This window comes from Falsihalocynthiibacter arcticus, assembly GCF_000812665.2.
Classification (GTDB): domain Bacteria; phylum Pseudomonadota; class Alphaproteobacteria; order Rhodobacterales; family Rhodobacteraceae; genus Falsihalocynthiibacter; species Falsihalocynthiibacter arcticus.
Genome location: NZ_CP014327.1, coordinates 1,404,212 through 1,423,503, shown reverse-complemented (window position 1 = coordinate 1,423,503; position 19,292 = coordinate 1,404,212). Strand labels below are relative to the sequence as shown.

20 protein-coding genes and 5 pseudogenes are annotated in these 19,292 nt (G+C 49.5%); 6 read left to right on the top strand and 19 right to left on the bottom strand.

The window, feature by feature from the left end:
* Positions 1-747: 747 nt before the first annotated feature.
* Positions 748-1,005 (bottom strand): DUF1127 domain-containing protein, encoded by a 258-nt coding sequence (locus RC74_RS07045; RefSeq protein WP_236939978.1) that lies wholly within the window; start codon positions 1,003-1,005, stop codon positions 748-750.
* On the bottom strand, positions 995-1,219 hold the full coding sequence (locus RC74_RS07040) for a DUF1127 domain-containing protein (protein ID WP_062628164.1): 225 nt from the start codon (positions 1,217-1,219) through the stop codon (positions 995-997). The genes RC74_RS07045 and RC74_RS07040 overlap by 11 nt, the downstream gene beginning before the upstream one ends.
* 131 nt (positions 1,220-1,350) lie before the next feature.
* On the opposite strand from RC74_RS07040, the gene RC74_RS07035 reads away from it, so the two are divergent.
* The gene (locus tag RC74_RS07035; RefSeq protein WP_062628163.1) at positions 1,351-2,265 is read left to right on the top strand and encodes a LysR family transcriptional regulator; all 915 of its coding nucleotides are present in this window, start codon (positions 1,351-1,353) and stop codon (positions 2,263-2,265) included.
* Between the two features lie 544 nt (positions 2,266-2,809).
* On the opposite strand, the pseudogene RC74_RS07030 reads toward RC74_RS07035, so the two are convergent.
* The 6 genes and pseudogenes from RC74_RS07030 to RC74_RS07005 form a co-directional block, all read right to left on the bottom strand.
* Positions 2,810-3,835: pseudogene (locus RC74_RS07030) on the bottom strand (IS110 family RNA-guided transposase).
* A gap of 83 nt (positions 3,836-3,918) precedes the next feature.
* Positions 3,919-4,080: pseudogene (locus tag RC74_RS07025) on the bottom strand (IS3 family transposase); the annotation flags it as partial.
* A 98-nt stretch (positions 4,081-4,178) separates the two neighbouring features.
* Entirely contained in the window at positions 4,179-5,465 is a 1,287-nt protein-coding gene (locus RC74_RS07020) for a TRAP transporter large permease (RefSeq protein WP_039004000.1), read from the bottom strand.
* Positions 5,465-5,974: a TRAP transporter small permease gene (locus RC74_RS07015; RefSeq protein WP_052275076.1), complete on the bottom strand. Its 510-nt coding sequence runs from the start codon at positions 5,972-5,974 to the stop codon at positions 5,465-5,467. The genes RC74_RS07020 and RC74_RS07015 overlap by 1 nt, the downstream gene beginning before the upstream one ends.
* A complete protein-coding gene (locus RC74_RS07010; RefSeq protein WP_039003999.1) occupies positions 5,974-6,948 on the bottom strand; it encodes a TRAP transporter substrate-binding protein in 975 nt (324 codons plus the stop codon). The genes RC74_RS07015 and RC74_RS07010 overlap by 1 nt, the downstream gene beginning before the upstream one ends.
* Before the next feature lie 95 nt (positions 6,949-7,043).
* Positions 7,044-8,213 carry a pyridoxal phosphate-dependent aminotransferase gene (locus RC74_RS07005; RefSeq protein WP_039003998.1) on the bottom strand — a complete coding sequence of 390 codons (1,170 nt, stop codon included), beginning with the start codon at positions 8,211-8,213 and terminating at the stop codon, positions 7,044-7,046.
* Between the two features lie 94 nt (positions 8,214-8,307).
* On the opposite strand from RC74_RS07005, the gene RC74_RS07000 reads away from it, so the two are divergent.
* Positions 8,308-8,703 (top strand): RidA family protein, encoded by a 396-nt coding sequence (locus RC74_RS07000; RefSeq protein WP_039003997.1) that lies wholly within the window; start codon positions 8,308-8,310, stop codon positions 8,701-8,703.
* 11 nt (positions 8,704-8,714) lie between these two features.
* Here RC74_RS07000 and RC74_RS06995 read toward each other — a convergent pair whose 3' ends face one another.
* The gene (locus RC74_RS06995) at positions 8,715-9,419 is read right to left on the bottom strand and encodes a GntR family transcriptional regulator (RefSeq protein WP_052275075.1); all 705 of its coding nucleotides are present in this window, start codon (positions 9,417-9,419) and stop codon (positions 8,715-8,717) included.
* Between the two features lie 267 nt (positions 9,420-9,686).
* Between RC74_RS06995 and RC74_RS22080 the strand changes: the two are divergent.
* Positions 9,687-10,025: pseudogene (locus RC74_RS22080) on the top strand (transposase); the annotation flags it as partial.
* Positions 10,026-10,032: 7 nt separating this feature from the next.
* On the opposite strand, the pseudogene RC74_RS06990 reads toward RC74_RS22080, so the two are convergent.
* The 4 genes and pseudogenes from RC74_RS06990 to RC74_RS22075 form a co-directional block, all read right to left on the bottom strand.
* Positions 10,033-10,239, bottom strand: a pseudogene (locus tag RC74_RS06990) (transposase); the annotation flags it as partial.
* A gap of 211 nt (positions 10,240-10,450) precedes the next feature.
* Positions 10,451-11,404 carry a hypothetical protein gene (locus tag RC74_RS22680; RefSeq protein ID WP_039003996.1) on the bottom strand — a complete coding sequence of 318 codons (954 nt, stop codon included), beginning with the start codon at positions 11,402-11,404 and terminating at the stop codon, positions 10,451-10,453.
* Between the two features lie 56 nt (positions 11,405-11,460).
* Complete coding sequence (locus RC74_RS06980) at positions 11,461-12,402, bottom strand: hypothetical protein (RefSeq protein WP_039003995.1); 942 nt, start codon at positions 12,400-12,402, stop codon at positions 11,461-11,463.
* A 233-nt stretch (positions 12,403-12,635) separates the two neighbouring features.
* Entirely contained in the window at positions 12,636-12,899 is a 264-nt protein-coding gene (locus RC74_RS22075) for a hypothetical protein (protein ID WP_156477423.1), read from the bottom strand.
* 644 nt (positions 12,900-13,543) lie between these two features.
* Between RC74_RS22075 and RC74_RS23710 the strand changes: the two are divergent.
* Positions 13,544-13,705: pseudogene (locus RC74_RS23710) on the top strand (IS21-like element ISFlsp1 family transposase); the annotation flags it as partial.
* On the opposite strand, the gene RC74_RS06970 reads toward RC74_RS23710, so the two are convergent.
* The gene (locus RC74_RS06970; RefSeq protein WP_039003993.1) at positions 13,695-14,408 is read right to left on the bottom strand and encodes a putative zinc-binding metallopeptidase; all 714 of its coding nucleotides are present in this window, start codon (positions 14,406-14,408) and stop codon (positions 13,695-13,697) included. The pseudogene RC74_RS23710 and the gene RC74_RS06970 sit on opposite strands and share 11 nt — an antisense overlap.
* Before the next feature lie 281 nt (positions 14,409-14,689).
* On the opposite strand from RC74_RS06970, the gene RC74_RS06965 reads away from it, so the two are divergent.
* Positions 14,690-15,106 (top strand): DUF1801 domain-containing protein, encoded by a 417-nt coding sequence (locus RC74_RS06965; RefSeq protein WP_052275074.1) that lies wholly within the window; start codon positions 14,690-14,692, stop codon positions 15,104-15,106.
* 94 nt (positions 15,107-15,200) lie between these two features.
* Here RC74_RS06965 and RC74_RS06960 read toward each other — a convergent pair whose 3' ends face one another.
* The 5 genes from RC74_RS06960 to RC74_RS06940 form a co-directional block, all read right to left on the bottom strand.
* Complete coding sequence (locus RC74_RS06960) at positions 15,201-15,659, bottom strand: DMT family transporter (protein ID WP_039003991.1); 459 nt, start codon at positions 15,657-15,659, stop codon at positions 15,201-15,203.
* Between the two features lie 3 nt (positions 15,660-15,662).
* On the bottom strand, positions 15,663-16,196 hold the full coding sequence (locus RC74_RS06955) for a GNAT family N-acetyltransferase (protein WP_039003990.1): 534 nt from the start codon (positions 16,194-16,196) through the stop codon (positions 15,663-15,665).
* Positions 16,193-16,753, bottom strand: coding sequence for a helix-turn-helix domain-containing protein (locus RC74_RS06950; protein ID WP_039003989.1), 561 nt, complete (start codon positions 16,751-16,753; stop codon positions 16,193-16,195). The genes RC74_RS06955 and RC74_RS06950 overlap by 4 nt, the downstream gene beginning before the upstream one ends.
* A 110-nt stretch (positions 16,754-16,863) precedes the next feature.
* Positions 16,864-17,691 (bottom strand): GIY-YIG nuclease family protein, encoded by an 828-nt coding sequence (locus RC74_RS06945; RefSeq protein WP_039003988.1) that lies wholly within the window; start codon positions 17,689-17,691, stop codon positions 16,864-16,866.
* Positions 17,692-17,864: 173 nt separating this feature from the next.
* Positions 17,865-18,080, bottom strand: a complete 216-nt coding sequence (locus RC74_RS06940; protein ID WP_039003987.1) for a hypothetical protein — start codon at positions 18,078-18,080, stop codon at positions 17,865-17,867.
* Positions 18,081-18,185: 105 nt separating this feature from the next.
* Between RC74_RS06940 and RC74_RS06935 the strand changes: the two genes are divergently transcribed.
* Entirely contained in the window at positions 18,186-19,148 is a 963-nt protein-coding gene (locus RC74_RS06935) for a hypothetical protein (protein ID WP_062628161.1), read from the top strand.
* The last annotated feature ends 144 nt before the right edge of the window (positions 19,149-19,292 follow it).

The window sequence follows — 19,292 nt, the reverse complement described above, 5'->3', positions numbered from 1 at the left end:
GAATGTCAGAAATGGTTTATGTCCGTCGTTGAGGACTACAAAAAAGCGCAAACTTCAAGCCAGTAATTCGCTTACTTGCTCTGGTGAGGTAGAGTGTTTTCTTTTTTAGTGAAGCAGGCATTCGACCAGAGCGCAGCATCCAACAGTTTGGGCTCTTGATCTCGATCAAAAGCATGCTGTTCCTTCAATAATGTAAAACTAAATATTTGACTAAATTTCATGCCTCTCGTTTTTCGAAATCGGTAGATTGGGTCGGTCGCGAGTTATGGCTGAATCTGGTGTTTGGGGGGCAGGTCAGCTAATAGCCAACCTAATGCAATAACTTTGCAAGTGCAGCGAACGGCAGCTCCCCACAATTGACCGTCGACAGAAGCGCCACAGACAATGCTGTCACCACTAAAGATGTTCTGGCGTAATCTAAGAGTCTATCGTCGCTGACCGCTCCACAAAACCGCGCGCGACGGGAACGGATATCGAGACGTTGAAAGTAATCCCGAATTTTGCCTTGATTGGCCGCATAGAGACGACCGACCGGGATATCCTGAGGATATCTGTTGAGACGCATTGCTTGAGCCTCCCGTCTGCCCAAAAGTATGGGCCAGCTTCTTCGGGAGGAGGTGAAGATGCTGGCCCTGTGCATTGGCGCTCCCTGTTGGTTTTGTTGCCGCCGCCGCTCGTGCTGGCTTACTCTGGGAGGAGCGAGAACCAGCACTTTTCGTGTATTTCTCAGACCTATCGGCCTGTTATTTATTCCTCAGCCATCAGTGTTTCTGCATACTTGGGTATGTCAGAGCGCCGGATACCAATCTGGGCAAGCTGATGGTCGCTCATGTTCGCGAGGGTGGACAGCATCCTGGCCATTTGAAGGGATTTCAGTACGGAATGTGCTTTGGCCCCAATCGGCGCCAGTATCGAAACAAAGCCATGCGCCATCTTTGACAAAGAGATTGTAGCGGTGACGGCATGACGGCCTTCAGGCCCAGCCGTATGTGAGTTAACAGTCATAAACGGCCTCCATAGCCAATCTCTTGATGTTGCTGCGCGGTATGCCCAGATCTCTCAGATCACGGTCCGTGAGCGCCGCGAGTTCTGAAAACGTGGCGCGATAGACCTTACGCTTGGCCAGCGCCTGTCGGATCTGTTCACGCCTTTGATGAAAAATTGTGCGGCCAGCATCCAAAACGACGTCTAGCCCAGAGTTTGATCGGGTAACTGCCATGATATGTCCTCGTTCATTGCTGCGATGCAGTATTTATGCTGCATTGCAGAGATACGAGTATTTGGTAGCGCTCACAATTAGGCAATTTGGCAAAGGGCCTGTTCCGGATAGGCACAGGGAAGTGATGTATAATGGATATTTCTGCGCAGATGTTGACCTTTGCGACTGTTGTCGAACGCGGCAGCATTTCGGCTGCGGCACGAACGATTGGACAGACACCCTCTGCGGTCAGTAAACAAATTGGTCTGCTTGAAGATCAGGTTCACTACCGTTTGCTTAATCGGACCAGAACAGGCGTCTCACCGACGCAAGAAGGCCAGGAATTCTACGAAAAGTGCAAAGCCATGGCGGAAAAGTACAAGGAGGCTGAGGCGCTAATCCTGAACTTGGACGGTATCCCGCGTGGGATGCTCAAAATCGCATCAAGTGTTGCGTTTGGTAAGTCTCAATTGATCCCAGTTTTGCCTGCATTTCTCGAGGAAAACCCTGATGTTCAGGTGTCCTTGGAACTCACAGATCGCGTTGTCGATTTGCAGAGCGAGGGCTTTGACGCCACCATATGTTTCGCCGAACAGCGCAAAATCCCTGACATCATGGTTCGTCGCATCATGCAAAGCCGTCGGGTCTTGTGTGCTTCACCTACCTATCTGGAACGGAGGGGAAACCCCAAAAATTTCGAAGAGTTAAGACAGCACAATTGTCTTAGGATTGCTGGAAACAGTAATCGGAATTCTTGGAACGACTCTGACCCCTTCAACGGCCAAGGCTTCGAAGCAAAAGGCCGTTTCGAGGGAAACAGCACCGACGTTATTTATCGCGCAGCGCTTGCCGGGATCGGAATTGCGCGACTACCTTGTTACATGGCGGACCGAAAGTTCCAGTCGGGTGACCTGATCCATGTTTTGCCGGAATACGCGCCGCCAAGTACTGACATCGCGATTATGTTCGCCGAAAAGCGCAACCTCGCACCGAAAACCCGTGCGTTGATTGATTTCCTTGTGCACCAATTTCGAGATGTCCCAGAATATCAAATGACAGGGTCTTAGTCGCTGATACGTAAAGAATTACCGAAAGTAGGAAGCACCATGACGGAAAATACAACACAAACAGGCAGAGATCTCTCTGAACGTTTGAACCCGGGGATGGGAGATGCGCTGAATGCGCGCTACGGTCACTTGCTCCCCGGGCATGGCCGAGGGGGTCGTCGACTTTGGTCTTGTCCCGCTTAGGTTCCGGTCTCCTAACTCATTTATGCGGCCTTTCGCTCGAAAGCCAAGGGGCTTTTGCCGCCCAGCGATGAGTGGCGACGGCGCGGGTTATAGAAGCCATGTGTGGATGCCCCTTTCAATGCAAGAAGTTTTTCAGGTTGCTTAGAACAAGTGATCAGTGCAGTCGTGTGTCCGGCCTATATATGCAGCTTTCACACGCCGCTGGCCTGTATGGTGTCCGTGGATTAGGTCCAAATCGTTGATGCGAGCACGTGGCTCCTGGCTTCTATCTGGTTTTCCCAACCCCGTCTTATGACCGTTGTTCCTTACTCTCCTTCGCCCTTCTCACATTGCCGGTTTACTCCAACGCATGGTGCAAAGCTTAGGCAGCCAGCGGTGGAATTCGATAGTTCTCTTTTGTGGTTGTTAAGGCCCAAGCAGTTCGGGCAAGCTTGTTTGCTAGTGCGGTCGCCACCAGCATACGAGGCTTGCGTGCCAGCATCTTGGCAAGCCATGATCTAGGTGGCGGACCTTTCCGGATAGCCCAACGTATGACGGCCAGTGCACCGGTGATTAGCAATCGCCTAATATCACGCTGCCCCATTTTTGAGGTTCTACCCAGGATTTGTCGCCCACCGGTCGACTTCTGCCTTGGTACAAGCCCGCACCAAGCTGCAAACTCACGTCCGTTAGAAAATTCTTCCATTGGTGGCGCGAAGGCTTGAATGGTCGTGGCACACATAGGCCCAACCCCGGGGATCGTCATGAGCCGTGATGTTGCTTCATCTGTTTTTGCTCGGCCTTTGATTTCGTGATCTAGCGCCATAATCCGCTCGTCAAAAAAAGCGATCTGATCAATGTATGCTTGGCAAAGGTCTAAGATTTCAGTCGGCAGGTCAGGCGCAACTTCATCAAAACTGGTTATCATGCGCCTAAACTGAACCATCCCTTGAGCGACGACGACGCCGTATTCTGCTAAATGGCCCCGCAACGCGTTTACCAACTGGGAGCGTTGGCGGACAAACAAATCGCGTGTTCGAAAGACCATACCCTGCGCCTACTGTTCCGCGCTTTTCACCAAGACGTAGCGCATCGTCGGACGCGATGCCGCCTCCGCGATGGCTTCTGCATCATTTGCGTCGTTCTTTTGACGCTTCACAAATGGCTTAACGTAAACAGGTGGGATTAGACGCGTCTCGTGACCAAGCCTGCCAATTTCACGCCCCCAATAATGGGACGTAGCGCAAGCCTCCATCGCAACAACGCACCTTGGAAGCTTACTCAGGAACGCAATAAGCTGAGGCCGCGACAATTTCTTGCGAAACACAACAGAACCATCGGTGGCAGCCCCGTGCAGCTGGAAGCTCCGTTTTGCTAAATCAATTCCTACTATGCTAACATTCTCCATGGATGCTCTTCCTTTGTATGACAGTTTAAACTGCTATCATTCTGGCACATTGCGATGCCGCCGGGTGGGGCATCCACCCCATCATTGATATACTGGAATATCGCTCCTTCTGCTTGGCGTCTGGTTTCCCATCGATTACGCCAGATCAGCTCAGCCTTGATGGATTTGAAGAACGTCTCGACCATAGAATTGTCCTAACAATTTCCTTTGCCGCTCATTGATACTTTGAAACCATGCTTGGATAGCCTTTGGGCTTAATCCGACGAGCGTCCCCATGTTTTGGCCACTTTGTATTGGGCCCAAGTTTTAGGGGTAGTAGCGGGCTTCTCCTTAAACCGACTTGTTAGATCTTGCTAGGCAACCATAGGACAATGTCTGGCACAGCAATCAGTAATGCCATCAGCATTAGCAAAACGCCAAAATATGGTACGACGGATCGGGCGATCCGCATCATTGGTTCTTTCGTAATGCCTTGAATAACAAAAAGATTGAAACCAACGGGCGGCGTAAGCTGTGCCATTTCGATAGTAACGACTAGAAAAATCCCAAACCAAAGAGGATCCCATCCAGCCATAATAATGGCTGGCAACGTGATTGGTAAAGTAACAACAATCATCGACATCCCGTCAAGAATGCACCCAAGGAAAAGGTAAAGGACAAGCAATACCAAAACCACTCCTACGGGCGATAGGTTTGCATCCGTAACAAAACCAACCACAAAGGTGGGAATACCCAGATAGTTGAACGCCACAGACAAGAAGGCGCCTCCACTAGTAATAAGAGCCAGCATGCTTGAGGTGTAAACAGTCGAAACAGCCGCTGCACGTAGCGTCGAAAACGACAAATCTCCTGATAATGCCGCAAGCCCCATAGCACCAGCTACACCCAAGGCCGCCGCCTCTGTTGGGCTGGCAAAGCCACTGTAGAGGCCGACTATCAACAAAACAATTAACGCCGTTATAGGGCCCAAATTGCGGATACTTTGGAGTCTGTCTTTGCGTGTATAGGACTCTCCGCCTGCTTTGGAAGTTCCGCGATAGATACTAAGTGCCATCGTCATCAAGCTAAATCCAAAGGCCAGAAGCAATCCCGGAATAATACCCGCTATAAACAATTGCAAAATGGAAACCTCTGCCAGCACACCATAAATGATCATGGGTAGGCTAGGTGGAATCAAAAATCCAATCGTACTTGCTCCTGCAAGCGATCCAAGCGCAATGTCGCGATCATACCCACGCTTCTCAAGTTCGGTCAGTGTAATGCGCCCAACAGTCGCCGTTGTCGCCGCTGAAGAGCCAGAAACAGCGGCAAACAGTGTTGACGCAACTATGTTGATATGAAGTAAGCGGCCAGGGAGCCGAGTTGTCCATGGAGCAAGACCGGAAAACATGTTCTCAGACAATCGCGTCCGAAACAACATCTCCGCCATTAAAATAAAGAGAGGTAAAGCCAAAAGTTCGGTCGAACTAACCGTGTTAAATAAGCTTTGCCCGAGAATTTTATCCACGGGAAGGTCGCGAAAAACACCTAACCCGACAATTCCCGTCGCCATCATCGACAAGCCAATCCACACGCCACTTGCCAACAAGACAAGAAAGACACCAACGAGCGTTGAAACGAGAATAGTCATCAGTGTTCTTTCTTACTTAACGTACTGTTATCAAATAATAGTAGGACTATTTGGGCTGCGAAAGTACAGGCAAACAATGTCATACCGAGTGCCACGAAAGCTTGTGGCAATGCCATCGGGACAGATAGCTCCCATGAACGTGATCCCCGTTGCAGTGAAGTAAGGGCGAGGTTTATAAGTGCGGTTGCGCCATAACTACTAACCGCAAAAGCGACGGTCAAAACTACCGCTTCTACGAGTAAAGCCAATCGCCCTTCGAGAAGGCGTGAAAGCATAGTGACACGCACATGGCTCCCTGCGACAAGCGCTGGCGCAAGTCCTAGAAAGAACATTGCGGCCATCATAAACGCCGCCAACTCCCAACTTCCCGCCAAAGAGCGAGAAAGAAGGTTGCGTGACAACAATTCCCCCAACAACACGAGAAAAATCATCCAAAGCAGTAACGCTGCTGTTGTTTCAGCGATTTTTGAACAGACGTTAACCGCGCGGCTGAGGGAACGGAGTTGCATCAGTTGCGTTCGATTAAGTAGGCATCAAGAACTGGGCGAGCATCTGGACCGGCGGTGTCGGCAAAGTGATCCCATTGTTTTTCGGCAGCTTCTTCAAGTGCTGCCGAAAGCGCTTCAGTTGGTTCTGATACATTCATACCCGCATCAGTAAGTTCCTTCAGGCGAACACTGTCTTCAAGTTCGGCAACGCTACGAAACTCTGGCTGCATACGTTCAGCGATGCCTGCAATGATCTGTTGATTTTCCGCAGACAGTTTATTGAAGCTGTCCAAATTGACACTAACAACTGCGGTAGGGTTCACATAACTAGTCGTTGTTACTGCGTCCATAAACTCCCAGAACTTTCCGTCCACACCTGATGTGGCTGAAGTTGCGATTCCGTCAAGGCCACCAGAAGCAAGCGCAACCAACGCATCTGCCCAAGGCATCAAGGCAGGTGCTGCACCAACGTCAGCTAGAAACTCTGTGCTCGACTTGTTCGCTGTACGGATTTTCAACGACTTAAGGTCTGAAACTTCCTCGACTGGAGCTTTGGTATAAAGTTGCGCGCCGGGCCAAAAGACCGAGTAAAGAATTCTTTGATTGTTGCGCTCGGCAATCTGCTCATAAACTGGCTTAGCGAGGGCATCCAGTTTCGCTGCGTCGTCAAAACTACGGGTTAGGTAAGGCTGCCCCTGTATGCCAAAAAACGGCTCATCACCAACAGCGGTGTCCAGATGAAAATGCGCAATCGGAACGATTCCGTCGCGAACAGCCCCTAGCACTTCAGGCCCTTTTAGCCCAAGCGACCCTCCGGCCATAACGTTAATAACAACTTCGCCATTTGTTTCGGCCTTAACGGCTTCTGCAAAATTAATGGCATTTTGCGTGTCAAAATTTCCCGTGGGAAAATTGATGTGCATGTCCCAAACAGTTTCTGCTTGGGCACTTGTTGCGAAAAGGAAAGCAACGGCAGTTATAGCGCGAATTGACATCTGTTAGTTCTCTCTCTGTTGTTTGTTTTTACTCTTTTTTCTTGGACTTTTGCTCCACGGTTTTCCGCAGTATTTTATATCAATGACTTACAGAGTCACAGTTTGTTGAAAAAAACTTGCATCCGGTCCATTGCAGCTTCGATGCGCTCATAGCTTGCTGAACCATAGCAAACCCGCAAAAATCCCTCGCCAGCCTGCCCATAAAATGCACCGGATTCCACCACGACATCAGCCTCCTGCAACAAGCGGTCAGCTGCCTCTTGGCTTTGCAGGCCTGTACCGAAAATATTGGGAAAGGCATATATAGTACCCTCTGGACACGCGCATGTAACGCCAGGCATCTGGTTTAGACGTGCAACAACCAAGTCGCGCTTGCGTTTATCGTCATCAACCATTTCGGCAAGAATCTCGCTTGGGCCGGTCAAGGCAGCGATCCCGCCATATTGGATAAACGTATTTACGTGAGTAACTTCGCTTGCCACAATCTTAGCAATCGCACCCAAAACCGCTGGCCCTGCTGTTAGATAACCGAGGCGCCAGCCATCCATGGCAAAGGATTTAGTGAATGCATACATCGAAACAGTGCGTTCTTGCATACCGGGCAGCGACGCGATGCTTATATGTTCCGCACCATCAAATACAATTTGATCATAGACCTCATCCGCAATGACATACAGATCGTGGCGCTGTGCAAGTGATGCCACACCCAAAAGCTCGTCGCGAGTATAAACGCGCCCTGTCGGGTTACACGGATTAACCAGCACAATAGCTTTTGTCCGAGGAGTGACTGCCTTTTCGATCTGTTCGGCATCGAGTTTATAGTCATTTTCTGGGTTGAGAGCGACGATGACTGGCTTGCCGCCAGCCATTTCAATCTTCCCTAAATGCTGCGGGTAATAGGGTTCGACCAGAATAACTTCGTCCCCATCATCAACCAGGGCCATAAAGGCAGCATACGAGGCTTGGGTTAGCCCGTTGGTCACAATTATATCATCTAAGCTAACGTCAATCCCGTTGTAACGGCTGAGCTTATCGCTAATTGCTTCCCGAAACTTCGGTAACCCTGGAAGATCACTGTAATGCACCTCACCGCTGCGCAGAGCATTCACCGTAGCATCTATGATGTGCGTTGGAGTGGTATGGTACGGGCGACCAAGCTCTAAATGGATGATGTCACGATTTGTGTGATCAACGGCAGCGGCCTTTGCGACCATTCCGTAGCTTTTTGGAGAAGTGTCTGTGATGCGTCTTGCAAGTTTTTGCATTGTACTCTGCTTAATCTAAAAATGAATCGTTGCCGTGTTGATTTTATTAACTTATTCTGAGTTTGATCAAATGCGCAAGTAGAAAGATATCAAAATGACGAACCACGTAAGACGAGCCATATTATCAGGTTCAAAGTTCGAAACACTGGCGGGATACAGTCGCGCCATCGTTGATGGAGAATTTATTTTTGTTTCTGGAACAGTAGGTTACAATTTCAAAACCGGAGACATCCCAAAGGGCGCGGAGAACCAAACTCGACAAGCCTTAGCAAATATCTCCGAGGCCTTGGCGCAGGCGAACGCAACCCTACAAGACATTGTGCGCGTGCGTGTGTTTCTAACTTCGCGCGATGACATAATTCCGGTTTCAACAATATTAGGAGAAACTTTTAGTGAACCACGACCTACCAACACAACTGTAATAGTACAGTTGGCCGAAGAAGAAATGCGGGTTGAATTGGAGGTTACTGCGCTTAAGCGTGCTGACTAACTTTGAGCAGTTTAGAACCCACGCGGCAACGCCGCTTGTAGTTGGTTTTGGGTGCGGCGAATATCCGCTTCCACTTCATCCGCTGCGCGGTCGGCATCATGGTCGCGCAGTGCTTCCACAATTTTCATATGCCCAATGGCATAAGGTTCATGGTCCCCATCACGCCATTTTTTGGTGAGCTGGTCCGACAGCATCCTCATATAAGGTCCATATTGAAGCCAAAGAGTTTCAATCAATGATGGCAGGACTAACGAACCAGATGCGCGATAGATAGCAAAATGAAAATCTCGGTTTTTCAATAGCATGTCATGTGCATCGCGATGGTTTGCGACCTCGGAATGTATGCGAGCCAGCCGTGCCAACTCATTCACCGCCTCTTCTGTCACCAAAGTTGCGGCCAGAATGGTCGCCTTGCGCTCCAAAAGCACACGTGCCTCTATTATATCGTCCAAGCGTTTACGATCCACCGCAGGCACGCGAGCAGAGCCACTAGACCCAACCTCCAACGCACCTTCAGTGGTCAAGCGCCGCAAAGCTTCACGAACCGGCATGTGACTGGTTTGAAACGCTTGCGACATCGCAGAAATCGTCAACACTTGACTGGGATCAAATCGCCCAACCGTCAACGCATCACGCAGCGCACGATAGACAGTATCGCCAACAGTGGAGCGAGACGAAACTGGACCCAAATGATTGAGGTTTGATTTGAAATTCATGTGATCCCTATAAGCGGCGGCCCGTCCGTTGATCAATATCGCGCCCACATGGCGAATGGGCAAGTGTATAATTCAGAACACCCCTTACTACCCAGAAGTTTTAACCAACTGACCGCAACACCTGCGTAGGACAGTACGACGCACCAAAATACTTAGAAAATAAGAGTTTCGGGCATACCTTAATGCGCGTGTCCCCGGTAATCCCCCGAAGAATGGTTGCGTTGAAAACTAGAATTTTCTCGGCAGTATAAGCTAAGGAGATTCACGATGAAGAAATCACGTTATTCAGAAGCACAGATCGTCTCAATTTTGAAAGAAGCTGAGAATGGGGTTCCGGTATCTGAACTTTGCCGGACGCATGGGATGAGCAGTGCTGCATTTTACCAGTGGCGCTCAAAATATGGGGGAATGCCCTCTCGGTGATGAAAACATCACCTGTCAGGTAATAGACGCCTCTCTTATTTCGGAGATGAAACATTTGCAGGCTGAGAATGCGCGCCTGAAACGAATGTATGCGGATATGGCGATGCAAAATGAATTGGTGAAGGAAGCGCTCGCAAAAAAGTAACGAGGCCGTCTTTCCGACGAGAGATGGCCCAACATGCAGGTTCTTACGCCGCCGTTGACACTGAAGCCGTTTCAGTTCCTTGAGTTGTTCTGTGCCCATTCCGCCATGCTTTTTCTTCCAGCGGTAATAGGTTTGTTCAGTCACACTGATCTGACGGATAGCGTCGATCCGAGGCATACCTTGCCCCATCAGTACTTCAACTTGCCGTAATTTAACGACAATCTCTTCGGGCTTGGGTCTCTTTATGGCCATCTATGGTCCTCCGTTTCCTAACTATAGGGACGGACCACTTCAAAGGGGGAGGCTCAAACCCTCGAATAAATCATAAAAATCTTGGTGGGTAGGCGGTGTGGAATTTTAGATCTTAGAACGGGTCAAGCGGAGATGACGGCAGTGTCTGCAGCTGCTGCTAACAGTCTTTTCGGCAATATTGTCAAAAGCTTTTAATCAGGCTCGCCAGTTGCTAACTCTCGCGAACGATCTGAATGAGGCGGCGAAACTCATCGTCAGGCATTGCTTGCTTCCAAAAGTTTACGAAACGACAGACCAACTGCAAATTACCGACTTCGTAGTGCCCATCACTGTTGATGCGATCCGCCGATGGCCTCATGTTCTTATCGGTTTCATACTGGAGCGGAAGTCCAGTGATTGCGCAGCGCTTATCCTGCTGCTTCAGCAAATCTGACAGCAGCAATTCAAGTTCACGCTCCGACATTTTGAGGTCTTTATTCTTAACCGTCGTCTCCACTATCTGACCGTTGGAGGTTTTTACGGTATTCAGAATGGAATACTTCATATCAGCGATGGCTTTCTCCCAATCGTCACCAAAACGCACTTTGCCAGTACCAGTCGGTCTTGCTGTGGGTGCCTCTCCTAAATCGAGCCCCCACCATAGGGCGTCCAACGTCCACAGGTCGATATCCAGCTTGTCAGCCAGACCAATCAACACTTTATTGACAGCCTCATATTTAACACCAACTGTTGCGCCACGTGGGATATCGGGCCAAAGGTCGAAGTGTCGAAGAGCTTTCTCAGAAGTGCCGTTCCAAACTCCGAATTTGTTTGGGTAGGCTACGTGTAAGATGGCGGAGAACTTGGCCGGTCCCATACCTGGCAATATGGCTGTGTTGTCTACACGGCCTCGGATTGGCAACGTTTCATCCACTAAGATGCCCAGGACTCCACGCAATCTAGCCATATCGGCATAGACTTCGGGTTGGCGTTCCAACCCTGACCAATGCTTGTTATGTTTCGAGCTCAAAAAACGTCGAAAATCCTTCTCTTTCAGAGCTATCACCGCGTCCGGCTGAAAAATTGGCCCAAATTGGCCTAGAACCTCGGCTTGGTCACCAACAATTTTCTGAACTTCTAAGTCAGCTATTGCCGTTTTAAATTTTTCAATGGCTTTGAAATCCATGAATCCGCTCCAATCAAGTTTCTAATAGCGATGCTGGTCTGTCCGGACGTTGGCATTCAAGACGCCCCGTTCTTTAGGATGTACCTGACACCTGCGCCCGCAAATTCGGGTGTGGAAATATCCAGAACGCGTGCGATAGCGCACAGCGCCTCAACATCGGCCGAAACAATCTGACCATTGATGAGGCTGGACAACCATTCCAAGTCTACCCCCGCCTTCTCCGCGATGTTTGGTACATCAGTTTTTCGAACTGCCGTCATCCTGACGAGAGCTTGGGGAAACTCAATCTCTCGATCAGATAATAGTTGGTCGATACTCTGATGAACTCGCTCCTCCCCAGTGTTGGTGCGTTGTGGGATGAACCCACGTCGGCGAGACAGCCAGAGTTTGGCGTCATCGCTATTGAGCCTAAATACGGTAGACTCTTTCCCGTCTTTCCCGTCTTTCCCGATTTCAATCGATTTTACGAGCTTAAATCCCTCCTTACTAAGTGATGTGCGAACAGCAGAGACTTTCATGTTTGCAAGCAGCGAAAGATCACGAATTGTAAGATCAGATTCTTCGTGCTCGAACAGGCTGAAGCGCGCAAGGAAGGTATCCAGCATCTTCCTTATGGGGAAATCATACCACTCATGAAACGGTGACGGTTCGCCAAATTCCCCCATCCAAGTTTGGATAAACCCTTCCTGTAATTTGACCACATTGTACCAAATTTTATGTATTGGTTCGAGATCATCAAAGGTACGGAGCTGATACGAATAGTCGTAGGCCGTTTTGATGTGGTCATAGAGCTGATGCCGGGTGATATCGATCCCGGTGTGAGTTAGGAAATCTATGTCGCTGTAGACCTCGTCAGAGATGCCTAAGTACAATTTTACAAGCTTACCTTCGCACTTGGGGCCAATAGCCTCCAGCACACTGGCTTGCGCCATGATAGCTCCCTCGATCTGTTCTTCGATCTTCGGCCAGCTGTAGGGTATTTCTCCGGTCTTGCTCATGTGGTTTTTGCCTTATTTTTAATGATTGAAAATGTTCAGATTGACGAAGGTCACCTGAAGCGGGTCGGAAGCCTAAGAGACTCGCTACAGACATTGATGAGACCGAACTGCTTTAAGCCAAGATCCGGTTGTCTCAGGATCTGAGCAGTCGAGATTGCGGTGATGTTCGGTAGAAAAGTTTGAAAGATGGCAATATTTTGTTTCAATATTCCGCACTCCTGGTGGTGTTGAAATTAGGGCCGAAAGCGACGCGTACGTCGTGCGGCTGTGATGATGCGACCATCTTTCACAATGATATACGCCCCGCGATAGCGCTCCAGCTCCGTCCTACGGCGACGGTTATCCTCGACGGCAAGCTCTATCGATTCATCATCCAACGTAATGCTGTAAGCTCCTCTGGAGTGCTGAAGCGAACCAAACGCATAGATGGTCGAAAGCACGTGAATAGGCAGGCAGCGCTGATTGCAGCGGCGGTCGGCGTGTTGGGTGAGTTGCATGCGATTCTCCTAAGTGATAAGGATGTATAACTAACATCACTTATTTGCGCAATAGGAAAGTAATAACACTACCACACCTATATCACTTTTATATACTTCCCTCACGCCAAACCTGTCGCCCGCCTCCCATCGATCACCACGTTGGTCTCGATACAATCAGCACCACATCTGATGCCAGGCTATCTATACACAGTACTCAAAATGAACTTTAGGACTGTCGACCAAACTTAATGTTAAAAGCCAATAACTCGCATTATGTGAGTTATTGGCTTTTACGCTGCCCCTCAACCGAATAGGTTTGGCGCATCTTGCGCCGGATGTTCTTAACTACCTTGTCGGCAGCATCCTTCGATGTCTTGGGCTTCTTCATCATCTCGATCTCCTAATCGATTAGATGAACCAGAAATCCTCCATTATTCAAATACTCAAATCTGTCCATCAGGCGCTGACGTCAGACACGCAAAGGGCGAAGTAAACGAAGCTACTACCGAAGAACTTGGACGCAAAAAAATGGCGGCTTTTCTGGAAACCCATTTGCCAATTTACGATAGCGTCATTCAACAGGCTTTCGAAGACAGGGACCAATAATTTGGAGTTCTAGGTTTCCAAAAAAGTTCCGGCAAGGGTTCGCCTCGACTGGGTAGGAGGGTTATCCTGCCGAGACGACGGAAGCATTCTGCGACGGTCATGTGTCCGCCTTTGCATTTTTTGAAGGCGTTCCACAGTCTATTTTTTACGACTACACCAAGATCGCCGTTGCGCGGATACTCGGAGACAGAACACGCATCCGCTACCTCAAAGGTTTGTGCGAATAACCGAGCGCAGACGCACAAGCTCAGGGAACTGGGCAAAGAACTGAACTTTGCGGTCAGCCACACTGTTACCTGTCCAGCGCTCGGTGTGCACCACATATTCGGCAAATGACTCCGCGAGGTCTTCAATCGCGTTGCTTGCTGCGTATTCAGTCACGAAGTCGCCTTCAACGTAATCAACTTCTTCATCTCCAGTGTTAGTGGTCCAAAACTCTGCGCCAAATTTAGCGAGATAACTTGAATTGAGCGGGCAGCCCTCGGAAACATACAACGTTGCGCAAGATGCCTCGCTACCGCCCAGTGGCACTTGGGATAAGCGAAGCGACAACAGGTGGGCATATTCGTGCACCATGGTCCGATCAAGTTCATGCGCTTCAGTTTCGCCGGTTACGTCAAGCATTAGAAGCCATTGTGACCGCTCATCGTTCAAGGGAGCAACAGTGCCGTCGATGCCGTCTGTGGCAACAGAGTCTATGGGCTGGAAGCTAACGATCTCAGTATGGTAGGACGCCGGAATAAGCGTATTAAAGCGGTTCCATTGGGCTTTGTGTGAGGGTGGGACTTCCCCGCTTAGGTTGCCGCCCGAGACAGTATAAATCGCAAGCGGGATCGCATCACCGTTTGCATCGAGCCCAGCAGCCTTCGGTGTTGTACAGGCGGAAATCAACAATAAGCCAAGAATCGAAAATTTATTCACTTCATGTTTCCCTAGTTTTGGTCTGTCGTTTTTATTTCACGGAGAAAAAGTTAAACACTTAGCTACTCAAAAAAGGGCATTGGACGCCCAGTGATCGCACCAGTACTGGAAAATTCGGCGAGTTGGGAAGGCAGATTGAAGTTTTATTTTCTGAGGTGTGGTTACCGAGAGCGCAGATGGAAGCATGATGGTCTCCTTTTTCTGTGGTTTCCCATCGTCAATTCTGCGACGATTTTGGGTTATGGAGGCACGGTTTGCTTTCAAAAGCAAGGAGATGGGACATGGCGATAAGTGGTGTCGAGCAGGACGCGATTATTGAAAGGCTTGATGGGATCATCCGTCAGGCAGTGCCGGAAGTAGAAACGCTCCCGAAATATGGTGGCACACTCTACACGTTGAGACCGAGCGAGAAGGAAGGGCAATTCTGTGGCATCTTCCCATATAAGGATCATGTCCAGATTGCCTTTAGCAATGGCACCGCCCTCGAAGACCCCAAACGGGTTCTTTCTGGGACAGGGAAGTTCCGTCGCCACATCAACTTCTCTGACCTTCAGGCGATTCCTCCTGAAACTCTTGCAGAGTTGATAGTCGACGCAGTTCAGTATTCACGCTCGCAGGACGCAAAATTGTTGAAGCGCGATATTGGCCCAGCCCCGCACAACGGACCTTTGGGCCGCGCTAAAAACGCCCCTTTTTGAAGTGGTCGGAAAAGGCCCCGCTTTCCGCTGCCACAAACCCCGCTCAAAACCAAAGCAGTTGTTGCAGGTTTAGGCCTCTATCCGAAAGCCTACTTCATGCCTTCGCCACAATGCCAACGCCTAGAATAACGAGGGCCAAACCCAACCCTTTCCCAAGAGAAAAAGGCCGTCCTACCAACCCCATCGCGCCGATGTGATCGTAGAGAGCGGCGCCGACGAGATTGCCGGTCACAACAATAACGAGAAAGAGCGTGACGCCCAATACTGGTATGCTTTGCATCGAAATCACAACGTGGACCGCACCAAACATGCCTCCGAGCCAGACCCAAAGCGGCGAACCAGTCAGTGTCGCCGTGGTCAACCCACGGAAACTTCCGGTGGCCAAAGCCATAATGCCTGTCACGAAGGCTGCGGTTGTAAAGGCGAGGAAGACGGCGAGAAGATAGTTACGGCCCAGCCCTTCCGACAATCGCGCATAGATTGGGCCTTGGGCTGCAACGAGTATTCCGCCCAGAAACGCCATCGCACCGAAGATTATGGGAACAGCGGGCATGGGTCAAAGATACCGATACATATATGTCGTTGAATGCTTCGCCAGACCATCGGGGTCGAAGGCAAAGTCTGGAATGATTCCAGCTTCTATGAAGCCCACGCCCTTATAGAGTGGCGCGGACACGTCGCCTGTGCGTGTATCAAGTGTCACGAGCGTTTTTCCAGCGCCTTTAGCAAATGCTAGCGCCTCGTTCATGAGCGCGGTCCCCAAGCCACGGCGGCGACCGTCGGGATGAACAATCATTTTCGAGATTTCAGAGCGATGCGGTTGGTTGGGTGGCATTCCTATGACGAGTTGAACTGTGCCAACCAATTTTTCATCGACGAATGCACCAAACAAATGCCTGCTTCCGGCTTCGACAGCGGATCTGACATCATGCGCCCAGAAGCGCTTTGCTTCGGCTTTGGTGAGCGGTGCCATAAAGCTGATGGCGGCTCCATCCGCGACACTGTCCATCAGCACACGGCACAGATCCTCTATGTATTTCGCGATATCAATGGCATCGAGTTCGGTGATGTTGTGGGAAAGATCGGTCATGAAAGCGCAATCACATATCTGCATGAGGCATTTGAGGTTTTGAAAATCGTTTCCCCGAACAGGATGTATCGGAGGCAGTCTCCCGCTCCCAGATCGTGGGCATTGCCTTCGACCGTAATTTCCATCTGCCCGGAGAGGACATAGACGTGGTGCTCCTGACCCGGTATCGCAGGAGCGGCATAGGTGATTAACTGTCTTGGACCCAACTCGCTCTCGATCAATTCGACGGAGAGTTGGCCGCTGGGGGGCGACACGATGCGACGCACAAACGAATGGCTGGGATCGTGCCAGATACTTTGCTCACCACACTTTATAACAGGTTGAAAGCCTTGTTCGAGCGGTGACAAAAGTTGGGATATTGGAATTGCATAAACCGCTGCAAGCTGCCCAAGCGTCTCAGCCGTTGGGCTTACGTCGGCGTTCTCTATTCTAGAAAGTGTCGCCCGACTTAGGCCGCTCCGCTGTGCTAGAACAGCCAACGTCATATCATGCGCTTCGCGTAAGCTACGCAGGTGACTGGCTAGTTTTGAACTTTCTGGCGCATGAGCGATTCCCATATTAGGAATATATCTCAATTATGGAAAATTCGTCAACCGATGAAGATATCCTATTTTTAGAGGCGGTAACACGATCTTGCTCCTCCGACCCAGTGGTGGGGTTGTCACTTTCAATTCAGATTAAGACCTGTCTCAGTGTGCCGTGTATCTAATACCTGTTTCCAGTACCCTTCGCGGTTCAGCACAACGGAATCATCGGTTCGAGCGTCGAGGTGCTCTAGGAGCGTAAACTTGAAGTATCGTCTGCAATAATCGAGGTCATGGTCCTCTAACAACTTACGCATTCCAGCGTTTCCACCGTGCCCGAGGTTGGCGTAAGTGCTCCAACGTGCCCACACGCCCAATTCTCCATAAGCCGAGCCTACATAGCGACGCTGAGAATTGATGTCGGTAATCAAGTAAACACCTTTGACGTGCCCTAGTGCCGTTGCCCAATCCTGCCTTGAATGTGCAATAAGGCTTTCCAGTTCTTGGAAGCTTAAATTCACCGAGCCATATCCTGGAAAAGCTCGACCCGTGTATTTAGCGCTTAGAAGCTCACTGACAATGAAGTGCTCATACTGGCCTTCCAACTTTAGGCGAGTACCTCGTTGCTTATGTTCGCGCTGAAGTTTTAGACGTCCAACAAATCCCTGCAATTCCTCATCAAGCGCAACATCATAGTATTTGCATCCATTTGAATTGGTTTTAGTTCCCAAAACCTTCCAAATACCGCCAAACATCCAATAGTCTTTTGCTTCCGGCAATTGTGCGAGAGCAAAAATATAGGGCCTATTGAAATCGTTCTTGCTTGGATACCATGCCTGCCAATCTTGCCATTCTGTCATACTGCGGGCGAGAACACGAAAAGGTTGGTTATCACCATTCCAACGAGCAAAGTGTACCTTGTACTGCTTTAAGTCCGTTGGCTGCCAAATCTGGCTAAGTGGTATCTCCATTTGCAAACTCTCAGACTCCTCTAAACTATTGCCTGCTTGATCTCGATCAAAAGCATGCCGTTCCTTCAATAATACTTACCATCCCTCAGCCTCACCTGATCGCTCAGACCAGTACCGTGAAAATCACCAGCAAGTCGACAGCGTCAACTATAATATAATTCTAACTAGCGAGTTTAAAGAATAAGCTGAACCAAACCTGCAACGCTTGCTGTAACAGCGCCGTCTTGAATTATTTTTTGTTTGGCTTCTGTCGAAAGAGCTTCCCCTTTCAACATTGATTTCGCATTGGCAGCAAGTGTAACCATCGCGGAAACCACCATGCTTTCTGCAATGTCAGCATCGGCCCCCTTATCGAGTATATTTAGCGTTGCCGCTGTATCAGCTGTCAAACCCTCGTTACTGAACCCCGACGAATTCCACTCCGATGACTCGGCCGCGACTTCGCTAGTTGTAAGGACGTCGACCTAGGAGGCCTAGAGTTCTATGGCTACAAGTTGCCGGAAGTAAGCGTCACTAACTTCAACCCAGTTTTCTTTCATGTTGGCCGATTTCTTGAAGTACATGGCTTTATGGAATCTGAGTTCATAAAAAGGCATGGATACGATTTCAATTTATTTCTCAGTGTTTTAGAAGGTCTTTCCTCATTTTCGATTTTACCCCAAAAGGCGTTGTACACGAACGAAGAGGACTTCGCCCAAGGCATAAAGCTGCAGGCATTCATGCAGACTTTGTCCCGTGGCTACCACGTGTTTGTCGGCTCAACCGATGATTTGTGCAAGATGCTGGTGGAACGGATCGAACTAGTTTGCAAGAAAGAGTTCCAGCTCGAAGAAATTCGTAAAGTTGTTGCGAGCCTTTTGCTTGATGTCAGCCAACAATCTCATGTTTCGCTATGGAGCGGTGGCCCTCGCGCAATCATCATCCCGGGCGACAACGTACAAATTGTAGACTTCGTAAGTATTCCCTCAGTGTTACGGACACTATTTGCCTTCATGCGAGACAAGCTAGGAGATAGCGGCACTGTGTTTGAGAAGCTTTTTCGCGATGCGCTCGTACGTCGAGGTTATGACGTAAAATCTGGGGGCTTATTTTCTGATGATGGCAACCAACGAGAATTGGATGCGGGCGTCCAGATTGGTGATTGCCTTTACCTATTTGAATGCGTTTCTGTTGAACGCCCTCTTGACTACGAAATCGGCAACCCGAAGACCATATCTAAACGAATTGAACGACTAACGGGTAAGCTTGAACAAGTTGAGGGATTGAAAGAATTCATCAAACACAGCCCAGTAGGAAAGAACTACGACTATTCTACCGTTAAGCGGATCGAGCACTTTGTAGTTTCGCCTTTTGTAGAATGGATTTGGAGCTATAGCCCAACACTTTGGAGTGACCTCGGTTTTCCACGGATTGTTTCACCGGGCGAAGCTTTGTTGATCCTAGAAACTCCCGAGTGAATGTCCGCTTTTTGAATTGTCTATCGTAATATGCGCAACCGCAGCGAACGACAACTCTCCGCCTATTCTGTTGAAAAACTCTTTGCTGCGACTGCAAATTTTCAGAAAGTAGAAAAACGTTCTCCCAGAGTCGAAATACGCCCA

What these genes read in the sequence shown, in the direction of transcription:
- RC74_RS07045 (WP_236939978.1), bottom strand. Translation starts at nt 1,005, where the DNA reads ATGACTGTTAACTCACATACGGCTGGGCCTGAAGGCCGTCATGCCGTC.
- RC74_RS07040 (WP_062628164.1), bottom strand. Translation starts at nt 1,219, where the DNA reads ATGGCAGTTACCCGATCAAACTCTGGGCTAGACGTCGTTTTGGATGCT.
- RC74_RS07035 (WP_062628163.1), top strand. Translation starts at nt 1,351, where the DNA reads ATGGATATTTCTGCGCAGATGTTGACCTTTGCGACTGTTGTCGAACGC.
- RC74_RS07020 (WP_039004000.1), bottom strand. Translation starts at nt 5,465, where the DNA reads ATGACTATTCTCGTTTCAACGCTCGTTGGTGTCTTTCTTGTCTTGTTG.
- RC74_RS07015 (WP_052275076.1), bottom strand. Translation starts at nt 5,974, where the DNA reads ATGCAACTCCGTTCCCTCAGCCGCGCGGTTAACGTCTGTTCAAAAATC.
- RC74_RS07010 (WP_039003999.1), bottom strand. Translation starts at nt 6,948, where the DNA reads ATGTCAATTCGCGCTATAACTGCCGTTGCTTTCCTTTTCGCAACAAGT.
- RC74_RS07005 (WP_039003998.1), bottom strand. Translation starts at nt 8,213, where the DNA reads ATGCAAAAACTTGCAAGACGCATCACAGACACTTCTCCAAAAAGCTAC.
- RC74_RS07000 (WP_039003997.1), top strand. Translation starts at nt 8,308, where the DNA reads ATGACGAACCACGTAAGACGAGCCATATTATCAGGTTCAAAGTTCGAA.
- RC74_RS06995 (WP_052275075.1), bottom strand. Translation starts at nt 9,419, where the DNA reads ATGAATTTCAAATCAAACCTCAATCATTTGGGTCCAGTTTCGTCTCGC.
- RC74_RS22680 (WP_039003996.1), bottom strand. Translation starts at nt 11,404, where the DNA reads ATGGATTTCAAAGCCATTGAAAAATTTAAAACGGCAATAGCTGACTTA.
- RC74_RS06980 (WP_039003995.1), bottom strand. Translation starts at nt 12,402, where the DNA reads ATGAGCAAGACCGGAGAAATACCCTACAGCTGGCCGAAGATCGAAGAA.
- RC74_RS22075 (WP_156477423.1), bottom strand. Translation starts at nt 12,899, where the DNA reads ATGCAACTCACCCAACACGCCGACCGCCGCTGCAATCAGCGCTGCCTG.
- RC74_RS06965 (WP_052275074.1), top strand. Translation starts at nt 14,690, where the DNA reads ATGGCGATAAGTGGTGTCGAGCAGGACGCGATTATTGAAAGGCTTGAT.
- RC74_RS06960 (WP_039003991.1), bottom strand. Translation starts at nt 15,659, where the DNA reads ATGCCCGCTGTTCCCATAATCTTCGGTGCGATGGCGTTTCTGGGCGGA.
- RC74_RS06955 (WP_039003990.1), bottom strand. Translation starts at nt 16,196, where the DNA reads ATGACCGATCTTTCCCACAACATCACCGAACTCGATGCCATTGATATC.
- RC74_RS06950 (WP_039003989.1), bottom strand. Translation starts at nt 16,753, where the DNA reads ATGGGAATCGCTCATGCGCCAGAAAGTTCAAAACTAGCCAGTCACCTG.
- RC74_RS06945 (WP_039003988.1), bottom strand. Translation starts at nt 17,691, where the DNA reads ATGGAGATACCACTTAGCCAGATTTGGCAGCCAACGGACTTAAAGCAG.